8 protein-coding genes are annotated in these 22,990 nt (G+C 42.9%); 1 reads left to right on the top strand and 7 read right to left on the bottom strand.

Going from position 1 to position 22,990, the window contains the following annotated elements:
• Positions 1-17 precede the first annotated feature (17 nt).
• The 4 genes from AC1TO8_RS05380 to AC1TO8_RS05365 form a co-directional block, all read right to left on the bottom strand.
• The gene (locus AC1TO8_RS05380) at positions 18-11,132 is read right to left on the bottom strand and encodes an S-layer homology domain-containing protein (protein WP_482054594.1); all 11,115 of its coding nucleotides are present in this window, start codon (positions 11,130-11,132) and stop codon (positions 18-20) included.
• Between the two features lie 196 nt (positions 11,133-11,328).
• The gene (locus tag AC1TO8_RS05375) at positions 11,329-12,432 is read right to left on the bottom strand and encodes a GntR family transcriptional regulator (protein WP_482054593.1); all 1,104 of its coding nucleotides are present in this window, start codon (positions 12,430-12,432) and stop codon (positions 11,329-11,331) included.
• An 854-nt stretch (positions 12,433-13,286) separates the two neighbouring features.
• Positions 13,287-13,895: a stalk domain-containing protein gene (locus tag AC1TO8_RS05370; RefSeq protein ID WP_482054592.1), complete on the bottom strand. Its 609-nt coding sequence runs from the start codon at positions 13,893-13,895 to the stop codon at positions 13,287-13,289.
• 92 nt (positions 13,896-13,987) lie between these two features.
• Positions 13,988-15,436 carry an ABC transporter substrate-binding protein gene (locus AC1TO8_RS05365; RefSeq protein ID WP_482054591.1) on the bottom strand — a complete coding sequence of 483 codons (1,449 nt, stop codon included), beginning with the start codon at positions 15,434-15,436 and terminating at the stop codon, positions 13,988-13,990.
• A gap of 292 nt (positions 15,437-15,728) precedes the next feature.
• Between AC1TO8_RS05365 and AC1TO8_RS05360 the strand changes: the two genes are divergently transcribed.
• Positions 15,729-19,631: an S-layer homology domain-containing protein gene (locus tag AC1TO8_RS05360; protein ID WP_482054590.1), complete on the top strand. Its 3,903-nt coding sequence runs from the start codon at positions 15,729-15,731 to the stop codon at positions 19,629-19,631.
• Between the two features lie 137 nt (positions 19,632-19,768).
• Here the strand turns inward: AC1TO8_RS05360 and AC1TO8_RS05355 are convergent, their stop codons facing one another.
• The 3 genes from AC1TO8_RS05355 to AC1TO8_RS05345 all read right to left on the bottom strand — a co-directional run bounded on the left by AC1TO8_RS05355 (position 19,769) and on the right by AC1TO8_RS05345 (position 22,967).
• Positions 19,769-20,593, bottom strand: coding sequence for a Cof-type HAD-IIB family hydrolase (locus AC1TO8_RS05355; RefSeq protein ID WP_482054589.1), 825 nt, complete (start codon positions 20,591-20,593; stop codon positions 19,769-19,771).
• Between the two features lie 176 nt (positions 20,594-20,769).
• Positions 20,770-21,459: a phosphoribosylaminoimidazolesuccinocarboxamide synthase gene (locus AC1TO8_RS05350; protein WP_482054588.1), complete on the bottom strand. Its 690-nt coding sequence runs from the start codon at positions 21,457-21,459 to the stop codon at positions 20,770-20,772.
• A 185-nt stretch (positions 21,460-21,644) separates the two neighbouring features.
• On the bottom strand, positions 21,645-22,967 hold the full coding sequence (locus AC1TO8_RS05345; RefSeq protein WP_482054587.1) for a 6-phospho-beta-glucosidase: 1,323 nt from the start codon (positions 22,965-22,967) through the stop codon (positions 21,645-21,647).
• Between the last annotated feature and the right edge of the window lie 23 nt (positions 22,968-22,990).

Genomic DNA, 22,990 nt, shown 5'->3' with positions numbered 1-22,990 from the left:
GTTACAACGAACGTTCTTTACTCAATAAAGTCCATTGCCCGAAGCATCAAGAGGATAACCTTCGTTGACTCTGCTCGTGTTGCAGCACCTTCTGGGTTGAATGTGTCCTTTGTTTTCCCCTCCATGATGTTCGCATCAACGATCATGGCAATATCCTCGAAGTAACTTTCGCTCATCTGACCCGCATCTTTGTAAATATCTGTTAGATTACGCTCGGTTTCCTTCACATCAATTTCATGATTGCGCAGGACAACTGCTATGATCGACGCCATCTCTTCTCGCGTAATCGGCTTGTCAGGATAAAATCCGAGTTCTGAGAACTTAGTCAAAATCCCCGCCTGCTTCGCCTGATCGATCGCTTCAAAATACCATTTACTCGAAGCAACATCATCATAAGAATTATTCACATTAGTATGATCTACCACTTCGTTATTTACCGGAAGATTCAAGCTATTGACGATCATCTGCACGAATTCTGCACGCGTGATAAGGTCGTTCGGAGCAAATATCCCCTCTCTTCTCCCAACGATAAGCCCCTTATTACCACTTTCAATCATATATCGCATTCCCCAATGACCAATAATGTCTGAGAACTGAACATGATTGCGAGCCACCACGACAATCCCATCACCTCTCATCAGCACTGCTGCTTCTCTCTCTGTCAGTTTCGCAGGTACAAACGAGAATCCAGCATTCGTATAACGTAGCACTGCATTGCCCTCTTCTAAAGTATGAAGTGTCAAGTTAGCAAAGGTGTTCGTAGCAAGCGCTTGAACCGTGGTGTTATCACGATTGGCGATACCTAGTTTAATGTCATAGAAATCACTAACTAGCATTCCAGAATGGTATTGCTCTTTAAACGATTGTTCCAGCTCTGCCTTCGCAACATCGGACAGCTTGTTGATCGCAAGCGTCAAAATCCCATCGTTCGGTATGGTTTCTTTCATTTGATTGACCAAATCAAACGGCAACGTATAGGTGCCCGAACCGAAAGTGATCAATAATTCAGCCTCTTCATTCTTAGCAAAAAGATCCTTTAGCGTCTGAACGCTTACCAAGAGGTAAACTTCATCCTCATCGCCTGCTTTGACAGTGATTGTTTGATCAGACAGGTCCAGCTGTGAAATATGTTGATCAAATCGTAGGTTGTCATGACGGTCTATCAATCGAATGACACCTCTCGGAACATTATAAACCGATGGTGGTATTTCTACTTTGTTATCTTCATCTTTATCTTTATCTTTATCTTTATCTTTATCTATAATGCCAGGGTTCTGTCCTCCATCTGGAACCTTCGCCTTCGCGATTACGAACGTCAGCTCATCCTCTACCGTTTCTCCCGTTGCAAAGCTAAGCTTCGCCTTCACTGTATACTTACCAGGCGCTGATTCAGTCATCAGCTGTACTGGCGTGCTGCCATCATAGAAGACCGGTTGCCATGAACCGCCGTTCACTTGGTAATTAACATGCGCGATCGTCAGCCCAGTGGAGGAATACGTAGGCAGTGAAACTGCTACCGTTCCTTCGTATGTTCCATCTGTGTTTTGCTGGCCAAGTACACTAAGCACAAGCCGATCTGGTACAACAGCATCTGGAACCTTCGCCTTCGCTATTACGAACGTCAGCTCATCCACTACCGTTTCTCCTGTTGCAAAGCTAAGCTTCGCCTTCACTGTATACTTACCAGGCGTTGATTCAGTCATCAGCTGTACTGGCGTGCTGCCATCATAGAAGACCGGTTGCCATGAACCGCCGTTCACTTGGTAATTAACATGCGCGATCGTCAGCCCAGTGGAGGAATACGTAGGCAGTGAAACTGCTACCATTCCTTCGTATGTTCCATCTGTGTTTTGCTGGCCAAGTACACTAAGCACAAGCCGATCTGGTACAACAGCATCTGGATCTTTCGCCTCCGCTATTTCGAACATTAGCTCATCCTCTACCGTTTCTCCTGTCGTAAAGCTAAGCTCCGCCTTCACCGTATACTTACCAAGTGCTGACTCCGTCATCAATTGCACTGGCGTGCTGCCATCATAGAAGACCGGTTCCCACGAACCGCCATTCACTTGGTATACTGCACTCGCGACGCTCAACCCAGGGGACGCATACGCTGGCAGTGAAATGGTTACCGTTCCTTCGTATGTTCCATCTATGTTTTGCTTACCATGTATACTAAGCACAAGCGGATCTGGTACGACGGCATCTGGATCTTTCGCCTTCGCTATTTCGAACGTCAGCTCATCCTCTACCGTTTCTCCTGTCGTAAAGCTAATCCCCGCCTTCACCGTATACTTGCCAGGCACTGACTCAGTCATCAGCTGCACTGGCGTACTACCATCATAGACGACCGGTTCCCACGAACCGCCGTTCACTTGGTATACCGCACTCGAAACGCTCAACACAGTGGATACATACGCTGGCAGCGAGACATCAACTTCCCCTTCGTATGTGCCATCTGCGTTTTGCTGGCCCTGCACCGTCAGCGTGAATGGATCTGGGATGACTCCCGGGACGCCAATATCGAACCTAACATCGTCAAGCTGATGCTCCATCCCTGATGCCAGTTGCACCTTAGCTTCCACTCGATAGCTCTCAACCTGGCTCAGCTTGGTCAACGTTGTCTCCGCTGTGCCATCGAACGGTACCTCTGTCCAAGCACCATTGTTCACTCGATAGAGTGCCTTGTCAATCTCAAAACCTTCGAGCGCATACGGAAGCATCTTGACCGCAACCGTACCGTTATAACTACCATCTTGCTGCTGGTCTCCCTGTACCTTGAGCTCAAGCTTCACTTTGGCTGTTTCTGTATTGTTGATCGTGAAGATGTAGTCCTTATCTAGCTCTTGTTGATCTGGAAAGCCCACTCGAAGCGTAAAGGTGTTTGACTCCCCATCCAGCGACCCTAACAGACGGTGATCAACAGTCAGATTACCTTTTTGCGCCTTAAGGATGTTGCCAGCATCATCGAGCAATGAAACCATTGTGCCGGAGTTTTCAGCAACGGCAAAAATTCTTGTTTGCTGCAAGTCTTCCGCTTGCAATTGATAATCTGTCGTATCCTTATCAAAGTTCAATTTAATTTCATTCAAACTAACTTGACTCAATGTGGGAGACTTGGGCCCGTTTGTAAGATCTTCCCTAAAATACAAAACTTCTACGGAATGACCGATTTGGCTAAATGAAATGCGCCCGCTTCTTTTCTGCTCTGCAGCTAGACTCAGCAACTGTGAGCTGTTCCACGTGACGAGATATTCCGTTTCGATAATGTTGCCATTGGCATCCATTAAATTTGCCACTAGATTACCAAAACGTAGTACTCCCCTAGTCATATTTTGTACAGTTACTTCAACTTCGGTGTTACGACTCGTATTCGTTTGCTGTACTGTCAATAACACGTCCTTCGTATTGTACTTCACCGAGAGGTTATCGATGTTTACTTTGGCATCATTGTTCGTAGCATCGAACTCAGTAATCACTTTGCCATCCGCATCCTCAATCCAACTATGCACATAAGCCGTTAATCCCTTCTCAGGAATTTCCCACTCATTGGTCAGGGATCGAACACCCACTTCAACTTCATGCATGTAAGCCCCTTGATCAATCAAATCAAGCTCGTCATCATCTGAAATCGTAATGACTGAACCTGCCACTAATTGGTCGGTAGTAAATGACGGTGTCTTAAATACACCAATTTTAACTACTCTTCCTTTATTCGCAAGTGTTGAAGCATTCTTGTTATATAAAGGAACAGCGAACGTCCGTTTCTCATCTTCTTCCTTCGTCAATTTCACCGTTCCAATACCAATATCCGAAATGTCCAGCTTTAGCGTACCATGCTTTGACTGTACTTCTCCGTCTGCAAAAGTAACCTCCACCTTATAGGGGATATCTTTGACCGCTAACGGCACTTCATAGAATAGCTGCCATACCTTACTGCTATTCGGAAATAGGTCTGTATTTTGGAAATCATTGGTTTGCCCATCAAGCTCGATCTTGACTGTCTTCATTTTGCTCATGCCCTGATTCACGATACCCAATTGGATCGGCAAATCATGACCTGAAATAATTTCATTCGGATTGAGCATAATTTCATCGGCATTAAATTTGTTCGTATACGTTTCGGTAACCGTATAAATGCCGCTTACCGTTTTGGATACTACAACTGGTATATCATCTCCACCTGGGTTTTCACCTTTTGGGGTGATCGAGCCAACTTTTTGTGTATCCGTCGTATACGTTGTTCCCAATATTAATGCTTTGATTTCGGTACCAGATGGGTTGCTTACATAGGCATCAACGACATCCGCTTCTGTGTAATCTGGCATAGTAGCAACATCTATTGCACCTGACAAGTAAATTTTCTGGTCATCCACACCAAATTTCACTGCCTTTAATATGTCTCGGGTGACAATCTTGGTTTTGCTAATATCTGCTTCTGGCTCTTTCCATAAAATAGATAGCTGATCAATCCGCTTATTAGCCGCAGGCATCTTCACGAATGAGAAATTCGGATGAATTTTGACGTCATTATATGCTTGCAATATATTCATGCTGTCAACAAAATCATTATAAACTTCCCCATGATTATCGACTGCCAAAAGCTTAATATCATGCTCCATGATACCTGTTTCATCGCCTGTCGTGTGCCATGCGATCACAAACCGCTCAACGCCGTCTGGGAATACAGCACTTGTCAGCTGCGGATTCTCGTTCGCATTCTGATCATCCGTCACCTGCAAGTTTTTGATCGTTCCTTTTGTTTTCCAATTAGTCGCAGTTGCAGATGGATCTGCAGCAGTATCAACGATCGCATAGATGATTTCATTCCCTAAGCCAGCACTAGCGTTTACATCCGTTGAAACAGCAGCATTCTCTTGATTAACCGTGTATACCACTGCAACCGTGCCATCAATATGCATTTCGGCTGACAATCCCATAACACCGCCATTGGTTCCATTGTACAACGTCTCGACATCACTCCACTTGTTCGTTGCTAAGTCGTAGACGGTGTATACAATTTCATCGGATGCAGAGAAATCGAATGGATTGCCGCCATAAGAAGCATAAACGCTGCGGTATGCAACGAATACTTTACCATTGCCCACTGCAACAACAGGTGCGAGGTCTGGCGTCATGTTCGCTGTAAGGCGATGGGATTGCCACTGGGTACCATCGTAGATCGAAGCCATAATCTCCGCACTGTTAGTCATCTTCAGAATCTCGTGGTCGGTCATGCCTTTGTTACTTGCTTGCTCAACCTGCTCCTTCTGCGTGACCCATACTGCTGCCATCAGATTACCTTCACCAGCGATTTGTAACCCGCTGTCACCGTATCCCTTCAAGGATACATCATGAACAATTCCACCTTTACTTTCATACGAATTCCCTTGTTTCATTGCCCAAGAAGCGACCGTATCTTTAATTGCCGTGCTATCCCCATCCGATACATACACAAACATCGAACCGTCTTGTGCTACTTGCGGATTGGAGTAAGGATAGGCATTCGTTTGCAGTGCTGCTGGTGCTTGATTCACAGGATCCAGCCCACGCAGCATGCCATTCGGAGCATTCGACTTGCCCCAAGTTCGCTCATACTCAGCAAGGTAATCCCGATCTTCCAATGTTGTGGATTCGAAAACATGCATATCTTCTTCTCCGATATGGTTCATATAAGCGGTAATCGCCATATCCACATTGGCGGCCGTTAACGGAGTCGTGCCATACGTCTTCCAATAGTCCTGAATTTTGTTCCAGTTATTGAATGCCCACGAGTGACTGTATCGAAGGGAGGCAAAATCATGTTCGATCGAAATAAATAATAATTTCAACACGACCCGTACACCGACGACTCCTCCGAGAGTCAATTTATTGCCATAAAGTACACGTTCATTGCCATCCTGTAAATAATCCCGATTCAGCCAGGTACTTGTATTTTCAACCGTAATGCGTCCGAAAACACCAATCTTAACAGCAACAACGGAATAGTCAAAACCAACTCCACCGAACATTTCAATGTAGGCAATAATGCGAAGTGAAGTCAAATAATCATTGACGCTTTTCAGTTCACTATTTCGCCAAGGCAGCCCCTTCACTTCGTCAAACAGAACGGAAGCTTTGAAATCAACCTCTACTCCCCCGCCAATGGTCAGTGAAAAAGTAACCGGAACGAATCCAGCCATCATATTCCAGTTTTGTGTATATTCGAATCCACCGCCTGCGGTGAATCCGCCCCCATGAACAGTGTTTTCCCATTTGCCCGTCTTATTATTGTATTTCAGCTCACCGATATAATAGCCACCGGCAGAATATAAGACACTACTATCCTTATTTGTTTTTTGCGATTGTTTATACTCTTTTGTCTGTTCGGCCAAATACGTTTGATTCGCGATTTTCTTGGCATCGCCCAAGCCAGGAGCAAACGACGTCGCTGGATTTTGCAGCAGGTCCACAGCACCCGCACCGCCTGTACCTAGAATACTGTCAGAAGACGGTATATTGCCGAGTGAGCCAGATATGATCGTTTTGAAAACTAATGGGTCGTCTGTTGGGATCACCTTCATCGACAACGGTCCCACATCCATTTTCAAATTGGCCATCAATGATAGCGTATCTAAAACCACTTGGTCTCTATTATTCGGATCTTTCGTCCCGCCATTCGCCTTTTCCATCTCGCGTTTTAGTTGCTTTATTTCTTCACTAAGCACTGTCATGTTGATCGTCTCGACACCGATCATGTTGACAAGCTCCGCAGTAGATTGGAAGCTCTGTTTGAACTCGTTCGGCTTATTGTACAATTTATAATGAATCGGTCCAGATTCCGCTTTCTCCAGCCACATCGTATCATTGTTCAATATTTGCTCATGACGTGTAATAACAGTGTCTGAGAAAGGGTACTTCATCGTTTCATAAGACTGCCCTTGAGGACTAGTGCCTGCATCATTCAGCAGCTCCACATAAGCTTCCTGATCTACATTGTCGTCACCCCACCACAAGAATTCAGTTGTAAGGGTAAGCGTTCTAAACTGATCACTCGGACCGAACTTGCCCATATACGACATGATGGATGTTTTTTGTGTGTTCCAAGTATTCGTAATGTATTGATTCACGATTGAAGGATCTTTCAGTTGTTTATTGTGTTCAACTAAGCGAGAGTTTTTCTCACCGAATGCAACCAGATCAGCCTCGTTCGCATTGCCATCCAGCATGAGTAGCTGCGGATAATAGCGATCATCTTCAAACATCACTTCGAAGATCAAATCCAATTGATCCTTCGCCGAAAGGTTCGCAGCGTTCGTCTCCCCTGCTTGCTTAGAGTAAAAATCGGTTGTATCAAAAATCACTTCAAGCCTTCCGTCGTCTCCCAGCGTCTTTGTGATCCCTTCACCACTAATCTCAGTGAGTTCAGCATAGTTATTGTTTTTATAAACACCACCACGATAAGTCACTTTACCGGTATAAGGTTTGCCGTTTGGCATTTTGAAGAAGACCTCTACTTTGGATAATTGACGCAGCTGCAATATATTCATCGGATACAGCTCCATGCTTGCCGGATCTTTTTCTTTGCTTAGCAGCGTTTCGTGATTCAGCACTCCGGTATAAGTGGTGTCATTGAATTGGGATGTGACATACACATCACTCTTAATCCCATTCTCTTCATAAAGTGCAAACTCACCTTTGTTATTACTTGTGAATGATTTCTCAACGCCTGCTGGTGTTTTATATGTCAGAGTTGTTGTTGTTTTAGGATAAAATTGGAATAAGTACAATTTGTCTTGCAACGTTTCTACCGTTACATCCAACTCTGTTTTCATACCGGTTTTGGCATGTGTTGCTGATATCGTTGTTTGGCCATCCTTAATACCAGATAGCATAAAGTCATGCTTTGGTTGATAGGTCTCATAATAGTATTTTTCGATGTTTGCCAATACACCATTGCTTCTAAAGTTAACTACCGCCGCATCATTATTACTTGATTTCCATGCCAATTGATCGGTCATGACCCCTAAGTCTGTATAATCTTGATTGTTGATGCTCATCACATTTTGTAAGCTAATATCACGTTTCAAATCAACGATTTGATCAGGTGTCATGTTCTTGATGCGTTCAATATTGCTCATGAGATGGGACGCGGTTGATTGTCCGTCGATTTGAATTTTCAGTGCGTCACTTTTGTATACTTGCAAATATAGAGAATCGTAGGACCATGTGGCTTCGTAGCTGTCCTTAGCTGCCAATGTGATCGCGTAGACGTCTTTGATTTGCTTATTGCTTGTAACGGGATCGATCTTTAAGTGATACGAGCCACCATCCTCCGTCGCATCAGGACTAGTAAATGTGCCCGCTGCAGAATTGAACGTAATTAAACTGTCTGGAATTAACACGCCGTTTTTCGTCACCTTGAACTCGAACTCGCCTTGATCACTTGTATCGAAATTAGCTAACGTCCATTTCAAATCGATCGGTCCGTTGGTGTCCAAAATAAATTGCCCCATCGATTTGTCCAGCGTAATCGCTGGTGCTTCTGATTTCACCATAATGTAGGCATATGCCGTCAATTTCGTTGTCGGATTAACAGGGTTCGCTGTACTAATCTTCACCGTATAGCTTGGGATGTTTTGCCTTGATATCGTTGTAATAAATTCCTTTGGTATCGTAAACTGTGTCGCATTGATCAGTTCGGCTGTATCTGGTCCTGACCATTGTTTAATCGGTTTTTGTACCGCCAACTCCGTATCATCCCAATACCCTTCATATAACGATACCTCAAAATGAGCATCAGCCGGTGCTTCACCTGGCTTCGCCAACTCGCGGTACTTCGACATTACATTCGTCACCCATAGCAATTCGACCGCTTTATGTTGTGCCGTGTATAATTTGCTCACATAGTCCGGAACCCCAAGTATTGTAGTCCCATTTGCACTTGGGTTAATATAAATATTCTTCGTTGAATCCCTTGGAGTGGGGGCACCCTTTTTACCTCCATTTTTCGCACGAATCTCAAATCTGACATGGCCCGATTTCTTCGGAATAATTATGCCGTCTCTTGTTATGGAAGCAACAGAATCGTCCGTGCTGGTCCATTCGAATTGATCATATCCAATATAAGTCGCATCAAGTGGGTAGCTAAAGTCCAATTGGGTCATTTCTGTTGCATACAAACTCACTTCATTTTCTTTGCCAGAAGGCCAATACTCTGGGTAAATAATTTCCAAACTATAAATATACTTGACCTCTTTTACAGTAAAAGGAACGTACATATCATATAAGAGAGAGAAGTCCTTCACATTCTCTCCACTGGCCAGCGGATCGCGATTATAATAAATCTTGGCACGCAGCTTGCGATCTTTTATATTCGAATCTGTCATTAATTTCACAATGTCTTCTGTTATCTTGTAAGTCCCTTCCAATGCTAGTGGCGATGAGGGTAGACCGTCCGCACCAAGTCTCCAATCCAGTTCAACAATACCTTTGTCTCGATCGGCAAGCGAAACGACTACTCGTTTCTTAATCTCTTCTGGATCTTCACCGCCGTCTATGAGCCAATCCGCTTCACCATCATCGTTTTCTAGATTGACCGTCACCTTCACTGTATCTCCGACACCATAGACCGCTTTATCCAGCTCAAGCGAACCAAAAACATCCGATCGCGCATGATCAATCGTAATGTTATAGTCATTCAATTCTGGCTTTACTTGAATATCATTTAATAAATTGCCGATTAAGCTTTCATCATTTTTAATAGCATAATTCGGATCTGGGTGTCCACTTATAGACATCACTTTCAAATCTTCTGGCTTCATGCCTTTCGTAATAATCGCCTGGTATCCACCAACGAAGGTCATCCCACTGGAGAGTAGTGCCGGATATAAACTTGTATTATATTTTGCAGGTAGGGCAGTGTCTCCATTCGCTAGATGAAGTACAGGGTTACTATTGGTATTGAATAAGGGCGTTTTCATGGCAATAGGAAGATTATATTGAACGTTGATCGGTACAATTTGACCAGTCTTATAATGGCCATCTCTAATATCTATGCTAATTACATTACGATCTGGCCCTAGATTGGACCAACCTTCGAAGTAATTTTGCCCAGTATTAGTAATCGCACCCGGCTCATAAGCGAAATAAGCTCCACCTTCATAAACGTTGAAAAGTCCCCCGCTACATTCTCGCAAATCCCCACACACACTTTGATCGATTCGATCCATATTTTTGAAGTTTGTATAATGAATATAATCCGCTCTTGATCCAGGCAACCAGGCTCTAGCTTGCGGACGAATTTGAGACCCATCCTCATACTCTGACATTATGCGAGTTCCGAACTGAATATCTGCAGATGTGCTCCCTATTTCAAACTTCACTTTAAGAACGCGCGTGCTATCGTGATCTACTGAACCAAAAGCACCATCAATTAACTCAATCTCAAACGAAACTTCTTTATCCTGTTTTTTGTTCAAGCGAAAGTTCTGAACAGAATCACTATAATTACCAAATTGATTGAGAGTATAATGTTGAATAAGCGTTACGACGACTTCATCTTCATAATCACCTGTATCAGCTGTGGATAATGCACTCGGACTAATAGCACTTCCATTCTCCGCTAGCAAATTTCCTGCTTCATCATAAAATCCGAAGCCTTCCTCATTGGCCTGCTCTAGCAGAGAGCCGAGATTATCCAAATGCTCAGATGTAATATTAATATCACCGTTCGGATATGACTGCATTAGTAGCGCTAGCTGATCTTCCATAGCAGTGATTTCTTTCAGGATATTCAGAGCGATCGGCTCACCATCCACTTCTGCTATTTGTGATAGATCTGTGCTCTCATCCTGAAGCAAAACTTTGATTTCATTTAACGTATAATCCTTACCGTTCAAATGAATGTCATGCTGCAAAAATTGACCATTCTCATCGATGAGACCAAAATCCTCAATCGTCTTAAGCATGGTATATGCTTGTTCGGAGCCATACTCATCTATTAAAAACTGCATTAATTCATCTTGCGCAGCAGCCTGTTGAATCGTGCCTCCAATCTCATTTGATTTTGCAAACACTGTAAGGTCCATACTCGTCATAAGGAGCAGCAATACCAAAAAACTAGCTGCAATTCTCTTCCATCGTAAACGTATCATTGAATGCCTTCCTTTCTCCCGAAGCTATTGATTTCTCTATAATAATCATAAAAAGTCTTTCATACTGTAACCACGACTACTTTCTACTTGAATATTAGGTGATTTCCATATGAAATTCTTATTTCAACCTACTTGAGGTTACATGTAATGACAAGCAATTTCATGGAACATGATCAAACTACGCCTCAACCTAAGGTTAAAACGTAGCTCTTCTAATAAGTTCATAAGGAATTTTCCTGATTTGTTGGATCGGAGGTATTCCTCCTCGCAATCTCTGCACAATGAGACGAGCTGCTTCTTCCCCATACTTAGAGAAATGCTGCTCAAACGTTGTTATACCACCTTTGAAATAATTCGTTACGAAATAGTTCCCGTAGCTAACGATCTTCAGTTGCTGAGGAATATGAATCCCAAGCTCCTCTGCTGCAACATAAAAGGCCATCACCACGGTATCGTTAAATACGACGACCGCATCGAGATCGGGATTTCGCTTCAAATAACTCTTCATATCACTGATCATATCCAGCTTCACAAAATCATCATACAATGCTTCGAAGCGGCCTTCTCTTTTAGATTCGATCCACCGCTCCTCGACATGCTTGCCTTCATCTTTTAATGCGTCAATAAGGCCTTCTGCTCTAGCTTTCACTGTCGTATAGTCAAAATGGACAGGCGCATAGTAGCCAATTTTATCGCAGCCCTTCTCAAGTAATAGCCGTCCAATTTTGTACGCGCTGTTGTAGTCATCACCGGTTACAGCGTCGAATAACAAGTTGTCTGGATAGCTATCCACAAATACGATCGGGATATTCAAGGGTACAAGCTCCGCCTGAATATCGGTTCCCCAATAAAAAGGATAAATCATCCCTGCTGGATCGAGTTCTTTCAGTTTCGTCAAAAACACTTCCAATCCATCGGCATCTCTCATACTTTGAATCATCACCATAGAAAACCCTTCTGCTCTCAACACCGACTCCACCCCGGAGATGATATCGGACAAAAGCTGAGAGTCAAAAAGCTCTATATAAAATGGCAATATAAACACGATGTTTTTACTTGGTTGTTCAACTGGATCGATCGGAACCGTTTTAACAAATGTTCCAATACCCTGCATTTTATAAAGCATTCCGATCGCAGTCAGTTCATCCAGTGCTTTTCTAACAGTAATTCTACTCGTATTGAACTCTCGACAATACTCACTTTCACTTGGAATTTTATCGTTCGGCTTATAGGTTCCTTGCTTAATATCTAATACAATTTTCGCTTTAATTTGTTCATACTTCGACATCGCTTTACTCACTATGTATACCTCCCCTACTGCTTACTTATCATTACATGTTATATGCCTACTAAGCACTTAGTCAAGCACCAATAATCGTAGGCCAAAAACCCCCTTACCAATAAATTATTAGTTAGGGGGATGCTATCTTCGTCATTGACGATGTCTTTCATAGCGAGTTGTCGGATTACCCCGCATAGACTCTTTCCTCTCCGCTCCGGATTCTACTCACAAATTACCCGCAATGTTAACTCTCTGACCTCTGCAAGCACATAGGTACCTTTTTCGATCGATGCTCTGGGAATACCGTCTGCATAGCCAATAAATAAATGTCTGAAAATCCAAACCGAAAAGTTCATTAACATAATTCTAATGACTCAACTTTCGCAGAACAAATATCAGCTTAACTATTTGATGTGGCTGGGTAATTTGTACGAATTTCCGTACAGAATCTAAACTTACGGCGCCAATTGGTAACATTTTGTACGATTTTACATACAAACACCACGTTGCAAACTCCACTTGATGATATATTGTACGGTTTTTCATACAAAACCCATGCTACTACCGCCACTTGACAGCTTTTTGTACGATTTCCCATACAAAATCTGCGCTTCTGCAGTAATACGGCTCATTCTACATAGTTGGATATGGCGAACGTCCCATTTGATTCTGCGATCATTAGCCATAATAAGAGAGATTGGGTTGGATAAAATGAAGAAGTACGATGCAGTGCAGGTGACGGAATTGTCCTGAAGAACCGGCAAAGTTCGAAAGGACAATCTGTCATAGTGGCATCATACACATTAGGTATGAATTTTTTCAGTGACTCGTATAACAACTCTAGAAATTGTATACATTTATTCCTTCATTTGTTATATTGTGATCTCCAACGAATTGTTGTTCTTATTGTATACCATTTCCCCTCCCAAGCCTCTAGCAAAAACCTGGGCAGGAACATATGTCACTCCTTTGATTACAATCGGAGCTACACTTGCAGTCTCCGATATACCATTATAAAACACTGTTTTGCTTCCAATGGTCAATGCCATCTTTCTATCTCCCTTTATTACGCCAATCGTCCCGCTATCCTTATCATAAGTAAGAGACGCGCCCATTCCTTCAGCAATCTCGCGGAGTGGGACAAGATTAGTGTTCTGATATATTACCGGTTCATTCCTAAATGTGATTCTCTGGTCATTCACATAAACCTTAAGACCAGACTCTTTATAAGTTGGCTTTGCAGGTTCAGACTTTGAATTCTTCTTGGGGGCTGTTGAACTTGAACTAGATGATGAACCACTTGAAGTAGAACCGCCACCGTTATGATAATGGTATTCTCCTGTTTTTAATCCCCATTTCGCACAGTTGGTACGACAATAATGACCACCACTTGAGTCCGTTCTACCTGGATGTGCAGATACGGTTGCACTGGAAAGAAGTAAAATGAATGCTAAAGAACTAGTAATGACTTTTTTTCTCATGGTTGCTTAACCCCTTATACCGATATCCCTACATTCATCCGAAATAAGCGTGAACCTATCGGGCTCACGCTTCTACTTCGTGCCTCATCGGATTATCGGAGTAGCATCTCCAAGCGAGCACTTACTCCTGCTTCATCTTCCATACGTGACCAATAGCCCTTGAGCTGTACACGGACCGCCTCTATCATATCCGCATCGAGTCCGAGATCGGAATATTGACGACATTGGGGCCACATGTTGATATATACATCTTCGTCTTGAGGTCGATTTCCAAGCAATCCATCCGTTAACGAAAGTGCCTTTGCGTGTGCAGGTAATGATAGCGTCTGTCGACGTATGTGTGACTGCGCCTCGAAAGAACTTAAGCACTTCACAAATTGGTTGGCCAGATCTTGCTGTGGGGAGTCTCTATGAACGGACAGACCCGTGACTACCAACAGTGTATCCGCATTGGTAAGAGTCGGAAGTGGCGCTAGCGCATAATCCAGATTCGAGTTATATAGCCTATTAAGCCCAAAGTACGTAGTCAGAATAATAGAGGCATTACCCTCCAGAAACAATTGTTCTATGTCCGAATTATCCTCCGTCCACAACGATATTGGCCTTCCTTGTTTGTGAATAAGATCACGAGCTATTCGCAATCCTTCCCATAGTGCTGGATCATCGATCGCACGCCTCCCTGGCTCATCTGGACTGAAACGAAATCCATTCTGCAACAAGAAAATCGGCCAGCGATTGATCGATTGAATATGCGTTGCGAAGCCCCATATATCTAAGCGGCTTGTCAGCTTCCGAACAGCATTTAGCAGTGTATACCAGGTCCAAGTTCTGTCAGGTATCTCTATACCGCATTCCACAAAGTGCGCACGATTATAACAAAGAACAAGCGGTGAGAACAAGAACGGCGTTGCGATTAAACGTTGTTTGTTCGGTGATTGAGGATCTAGAAAAGGTATATTTAATTTGGGGTTAGCTGCATCGTTATAGGGAGGTGACGTCAAATGATTAAGACCAGCACTGTGTGAATGCTTCCATCGTTTCATCGTATCCCATGAAGTAACGGTCACCACATCAGCTAGTCCGTGATCTGCATACTCAATTGGAAATGCTGTCGGCATCATTTGTATCCGTACACCCGAATGAACATCCTCGAATGAATCCACTAACTGCTGCAGATCCACTTCCTTAAGTAAAGATGGATGATAAGCGAACCGAAGTGTTGTTTGCCCGAATTCAATTGTAGCCATATCGAAAGATGTGAAATTTCCACTTGCTTCAGGACTATTAGATCCCCTTAACCACATGGAGGGATCATTAACTATATTGCCCACCCGACGCACTTTCGTTATCAAGCCTTCATTGACGAGCCCATCCAATGCACGCCTTACTGACTCTTTATTTAAATGATATTGTTTCCCTAAACGTAGCTCCGAAGGAAGGTAATCATTCGGTTGGATCCAACCATTATAAATTTGGTCTCGAAGTTGAACCACTAACAGCTGAATTCGTTGATTAAATTCAGTTTGAGTTGGTCTTGCCATGATTTCGCCTCATTTACTTATATCTTATCTTGGAAAAAGAGAAGCATCTTCAATGTGAAGCTTACCATAAAATAGATATATATAAAAACGGGTTTTTTTAAGATTAATTATAATTATAGCGAAAATTTAGATATAGCTCATCTTTTTATCCTATATAACCTAGGGTTTATAGACGAGAAATAGACTGTAATAACCCACTTTTCAATATTGACAGCGCTATCATAAGCATCTAGGCTATATAATGTAGCCTAGATGGATTATACAATATTCACGAAAAAAGGAGGAACTTCAATTGAAGTCGAAACGAGTCATTATGATGATATTGAGCATGTTGCTTGTCATACCGGCAGTTACACCGATGATCCAGACAGTGCAAGCACAGCCTACCATTGATTACGCACCGATCGCTATTGAAAATCCAGGGTTTGAACAGGTCAATGATGATGGTAGCTTTCCAGGATGGAATATTCACATTACTGGTGCTGACGATGGCCTTCTTACTGAAGCCGTATCTGTCACCGACAGTACTTATGTTCATTCTGAATTACGCAGTTTGAAGTTAGAAGATCATAGTCCTAAGAAAGGAATCGAATTTAAAAGTAACAAAATCCCAATTGAAGGAGGTAACTTTTATCGAGTAACCACGTCGGTCTATGCTGCTGCGAAAAGTGTAGGTATTTATGTGAAGTATTATGACAGTAGCGGAAAGTTCGTGGTGGACAGCAATATTTTGGCTAACAAACCAATGGCGTGGGAATTAAAACAGCTGGAAGTATTTGCACCTGCAACTGCTTCACATGCGGAGATCTGGTACTATAAATCGCCTGCAGGTGCAGGTACAAAAGTATACATCGATGATGTCGTCTTTGAGAAAAAGATAGAATCCACAGAAGCTGAGCTTGAGGCTCCTTATGAAGATCAATCCGTGGATCTCGGCGAAATGGTGAAGATTGGATTGTCACAAGCCGCTACTTTTGGCATTGGACCAGATGGGAAGCACGAGCAGTATATAACAACGACGGGATCACCAAGTGCTTTCACAGTCGTCGATGCAACTACAGGTGAGCAGAAATTCACCGAACGCGTGGCTGGCGCGAACGATCCCGTTTGGGGTATAGCGAAAGGATCAGATGATAATATTTATTTTGGGTCCTCCGGCAAGCTCTATCGTTACCTAGTCAAGGAAATGAAGATAGAGAACTTGGGAGTTAATCCTACTGGGAACATAACGATCTATGATATCAAAGCAAGTAATGACGGGAAAATATATGGGAGCACATTCCATTCCACTAATATGGGAAAGGTATTCGAATATGACATTGCTCTGGGTATCTTTACAGACCTTGGAGTAAGTAAAGCTGGCCAGAAATATGCACGAGGACTCGGTGTGACAGATCAATATGTTTATGTCGGAGTAGGTGAGTCTGCCCATCTTATGCGTATTGATCGAGCAACAAAAGAAACCATTGAAATTAATATCCCCCCTATTAGCGGTCAGAAAAAGACACTTTCAACAGTAGACATCTACAGCGGACATCTGTTCGTGTACGCCGGCGATAAAGTCTATATTCTGAAAGAAGATGAGAAGAATACATTTGTTAGAGAGCTGCCATTCCAAAATAAAATATCTCCGCCCTCAATATCAGAGCCTAATATCGTCTACTACAAAGTAGGTGAGCAATTATTTAGCTATAATATACTAACGAATAGTGAACCTACGGCAGTCACTGCCATTAAGCAGCCACTTCCTGATACAGAATTTAAAGTTCATCAGTGGATAACACCCACTTCGGGGACTTTTGCAGGTCGCAATGTGCTGTACAGTATGGCGGCTTATGGTGAAACTATCATTTTTGATCCGGCAAATGGAGATTATGCATCCTATGTAGCACAGATTCCAGTCATTGGGACTCCTATTAATACCTTGGAGCATCATGAAGGACTGTTATATATAGGTGGCTTCCAGCGCGGAATGAGTATATATGATATTACTAGCGAAAAGGTTATTCATAATTATCCGACATTCCATCAACCTGAAAGCATTGGTTTCTTTAATGGAGCTGCTTATTTCGGAACCTATACAGGTGCCAAAATGTATCGTATGGATTTATCAGAACCTCTCCAATACAATCAATTCGGCTGGGGCAATCCCGGACTTGCTCTGAAAATTGAAGATCAAAACCGCCCTTATGTCATGACCGGTGGCGATGGGAAGCTATTCGTCGGCACATTCCCATCGGGTAGCCGTTTCGATGGGGCATTGACGATTATGGAAGAAGTTCAAGATGCTCAGAACAAGGTCATAGGTGTGACATCCGAAACATTCTCTAACCCTGCAGAGAATCGCACAATTATTGGATTGGCTTATCATAACGGTAAACTATTCGGCAGCACAACCGCATTCAGCGGCAGTGGCAGTGCGACTCCAGCTCCAATGAATGATAATGCCACTGTATTCCGTTTCAATTTCGATACGAAAAAAATCGAGAATTCATTCACTCCCCAGGTGGATGGGATTGATAGCAAAGTTCAAATTATTGGTGAATTGTCCGTAGGACCCGATGGTCTGATATGGGGCGTATTAGACAGCTTTGTGGATGCAGCGAAGGGTTACAAGGCAGCCATCTTCGCGATGGATCCCGAAACGATGGATATTGTGAAGAGCAAGATCATTACCATGTCTCCCAACACAACAAGTAAATATCGCCCTTACCATCTCCGTTGGGATAATGATGGCATGTTGTATTCAACAATTGGACGAAAACTATTCATAATTGATCCAGAAACATTAAATGCTAAGCAACTGTTGATTGGTAAAACAATTAATTTAATGACAATGGCCGATAACGGAGACATCTATTATGTAGATAATGCGAAGCTGTTTAAACTGCCTAGGAAACAGGATCCTGTAGATCCTGTAGATCCTGTAGATCCTGTAGATCCTGTAGATCCTGTAGATCCTGTAGATCCTGTAGATCCTGTAGATCCTGTAGATCCTGTAGATCCTACGAATCCACCAGGGGAATCATCGGGTTCTATCAACCCGACAACTCCTATTGACTCTAAGAAAGAAACAACGCAGGTCGTGTTGGCCGGTCAGTTAAGCTCTCAGCAAGGAGCAGCAGTGATTAAGGCGAATAATAATACGAATGAACTACTACTACCAACGAACGTAGCAGAGTTAATTGCTGATGAATTGTTGCAAATTGTGCAAGAACACATCATTATTAAGCTGCCGGTCGCTGTGCTAAAAGATCTGATAAACACACTCGGTTCTGCAGAACACGTTAGTTCGTTCATCTCCCTTACGTTAGGCCAACGGAGTACAGAGCAAGCGAAGCATATTGCTAACACCGTACAAGGTGAAGAACATGTTCAGATACAGTTAGCTGGGGCAATCATACCTATAGAATTAAATCTTCAACTTCAATCGGGTGTAAAGCTTCCTTATTCGAAGTTTAAGCAACCAGTGAAATTACAGATCGATATTGGCGAACAAGTCGATGGCAAGCTGCTCGGCATCTACTATATTGATGAGGATGGCAAGCTTGAATTCGTTGGAGGCACAAGAAACGGTAAGTGGATCGAAGCCGATGTGACCCATGGTGGAAATTACGGTGTGTTCGAGTATAACAAGTCGTACACAGACGTACCAAACGACCATTGGGCTGACACAGCTATTCGGACACTGAGTGCCAAGCATGTGTTTAAAGGTGTAACTGAAGCTCAATTTGGTCCAACGGAAACATTAACGAGAGCTCAATTCGTAACGATGCTTGTTCACGCCTTCAATCTTCGGTCAAGTGACACGACGAAAACTAATTTCAACGATATAACATCGGATGCTTGGTATGCCATGGATGTTGCAACTGCAGTCTCCGCTGGTGTTGTAAATGGTGTATCCATGGATCGATTCGATCCATCTGCGTCCATCACGCGTGAACAAATGGCACTCATGCTTCTACGTGCATACGAAAAAGGAAATAATCTTTCAAACATCCAAGAAAAACAACTGCATTCACAATACGCAGACACTTCTGAAATAAGCCCGTGGGCGGAACAGGCCATTACGATTGCGGTTGAGATGGGTTGGATGCATGGCAAAACGCCTAGCACACTAGATCCGGCCAATACGGCTACACGCGCCGAAAGTGCCATGATGATCTATAATGCAATGAAATCAATTTACAAATAATAGATCGAAAGAAAGCCGTTCTAGCATAACATTGCTAGAACGGCTTTCTCGTTGTTTAAGAAATCAGGCATTCCGTAAACAAGTAAACATATTTCCTATTCGCTGAAATTCAATCAGGTCAGCTTCATCATATCCATCTATTTCGTTTGCTCAAGCTTATTAAGAATAAATGATTCAACGACTTTCGCCACGCCGTCTTCCATATTCGTATCTGCTACATAGTTAGCGATTTCTTTAATATCATCGGGCGCATTCCCCATAGCGACACCAAGTCCGGCAAATTTAATCATAGCAAGGTCATTGTAACTATCACCCATTGCAATAACTTCTTCTTGTTTAATGCCTAGTTTCGAAATGAGATGATGTAAGCTCGTCCCTTTATCTACACCAGATTCTGTGAACTCTAAGAAATATGGCTTGGATGTTACGACAGTCAATTTACCTTCGAGTTGTTGTTGTAGTTTCTTTTCTAATATAACTAACTTTTCAGGTGCTCCTACCATTAATACCTTTACCACTGGATCTTGGATCGCTCCAACAAAATCTGCTTGTTCTATTATTTGCATTCCTGTAATTTTAGCTTCAATATCGGTATACTCATTATTCGCTGGCGTTACGATATCATCTCCGACATAAGTGTGAATCCATACGTCCTCTTGTTTACTAATATGGTATAACTCATGCGCCGTTTCGGGCGATAACGTACTGCTGAATATTTGTTCGTTCGTTGCACAGTTAGTAATGTTGGCTCCGTTAAAAGATAGAATGAAACTTCCGTATTTCGCAAGCTCCAATTCCTTAGCAATATGCGTCATTGCAAATGTTGGGCGACCTGATGCAAGAACAACTTTGACTCCTGCCTCTTGTGCGTCCATTAATGCCTTCTTCGTGCGTGGTGAGATCGTATGATCATCCCGGAGCAACGTATCATCCAAATCTAGTACTACCATTTTATAAGTCATCTTATTACGCCCCTTCAAAAAGAATTTTAAATATAAGGACACCCCTATAGGGTGCCCCTTGGTTCAAAATATAAGAAAGTATAAGTTTCACTTGATACAATATTCCTTATATTTCCGCTAAAACGGATGCCATCTTTGAAAAAGGACGGCATTGCCGTTTCTACTTGTTTGCAGTTTTAGTTGACTTCTAGCATCATTTTCTCTAATTCTAACGGTTCGATGTAATTCCCATCTTTGTAAGCTCTCATGTTACCACCTGAGATTTCGTCGATCAGAACAATCTGCTTGTCCTTGTCTACTCTGCCGAACTCCAATTTAATATCATAAAGTTCAATACCTTTCATACTCATCTCAGCCTTAATGATATCACTAATTCGCTTCGTAAGGTCTTTCAGTGTTTCATATTCGTCTGCTGAAAGTATTCCTAGCATATCGAGTGCATCCTTACCAATTGGTGGATCTTGGCGCTCATCATCCTTGAGCGTAACTTCAACAAACCCATCTAAAGACTGACCCTCTTGCGCATATAAGCCATAACGGCGTAAGAAACTTCCAACAGCTCTGTAGCGACAAATAACTTCAAGCCCTTTGCCGAATACGGTTGCTGGTTTTACCGTCATCGTCGCCTCTTCAATATTAGCATCTATATAATGCGTTGGGATTCCCGCTTCTCTCAATTTCTCAAAGAAAAATTTCGTTAAGCTAAGACCTGCCCGCCCTGCCCCTTCTATTACTAATCCAACGGTATTGGCTCCAGGATCAAATACGCCATTCTCTCCAGTTACATCATCTTTAAATTTCAGCAAGTAATGACCATTATCTAACGCGAATACATCTTTCGTTTTACCCTTGTACATTAATTTCATAATGACAGTTCCTCTCCAAATCAGAATTGATACTCTTTTACAGTGTATTATAACATGAAATTCAAACAGCCATTATCCTTCCTCCCCTCCGACCAACCAAAATAATGACAGCCACGAACTAGAACAATCTTGTTCGGAGCTGTCATTATTGATTTACAAAGCGAATCGTCTAGCTATTTAAGGGCTTAAGATACTGAGTCTGGAGCGAAAAACAGTGGCAAATATTCCTTATTCGCTTCCAACATTTCGTCCAACATTTGAATAGCTACTTCCACAGTTGGCACAAGGGGATGATGAGCCATTGCCTGAATAGCTAGCCCCCGGTCTCCTGTCACAGCAGCATCAATGGCGAGTTGCTCGTAAGTTTTGACTGCATGGATAAGTCCTACAGCAGAACGTGGGATCTTCGTCAATTGTAGCGGTAGTGGACCGTTCTTAGTGACCACACAATTGACTTCTATGCTAGCATTGTCCGGTAGGAAGTCAATAATGCCGTTATTCGCCACGTTGAGTGTTTGAATATCGTTAGTACCGTTGTAAAGTGATCTCATCAGGTTCACAGCTGCTTCAGAATAAAAGGCACCGCCACGTTGCTCGAGTTGCTTCGGTTTATCCTGTAGTTCAGGATCTTTGTACAGCTCGAACAGTTCTTCTTCTACTCGTTTGACGACTTCGGCACGGTTCCCGCCACCCTTAACAGATGCAAGTTGCTCTGCCAACATCTCATCAGTCATGTAGAAATACTTCAAATAATATGAAGGTAAAGCACGAAGCGATTGCAGGAATTCTGGATTCCATTCACGTGCAGGCACGTTCTTAGCACTGTATCCAGCTGTGTCTGCCAACATTTCGTCCAGTTTATCCTCACCTTCGACATCAATACGGGTAATCCAATGAAGATGGTTCAGTCCTACAAATTCAGCGTACACTCTTTCAGCTTCAACCCCATACTTAGCTGAAACCTCCTTAATTAGACCTATCGGTGCATTGCATAGCCCGATGCTTTTGACATTAGAATACTTAAGAATAGCTTCAGTTACCATGCCCGCCGGATTCGTGAAATTAAGTAACCACGCGTCAGGAGCCAACTCTTCTATATCCCGGCAGACATCAAGCAGAACAGGGATAGTTCGCAGTGCTTTCATCATCCCCCCAGGACCGGTAGTTTCCTGACCGATGACGCCATATTTCAGCGGAATGGATTCGTCTCGACCACGCGCAGCCAACATACCAACACGCATCTGGGTACTGACAAAGTCTGCTCCTGCAATGGCCTGACGGCGGTCTGTCGTGAGATGAACCTGGATGGAAAGCCCTGATTTCTCAACCATACGCTTCGCTAAATCTCCAACAATATTCAACTTATGCAATCCGGATTCAATATCAACGAGCCACAGTTCACGTACAGGTAGTTCGTCATAATGGAGAATGAAACCCTCTACCAACTCTGGAGTATAAGAAGATCCTCCGCCGATAACAGCTATTTTTAATCCTTGCTTTGTTGCCATTATTGTTCACATCCAATCGTATC

It is taken from the genome of Paenibacillus sp. Y859, assembly GCF_056786405.1.
The sequence above is the reverse complement of the archived record's forward strand: the minus strand, read 5'-3'. Positions and strand labels throughout refer to the sequence as shown.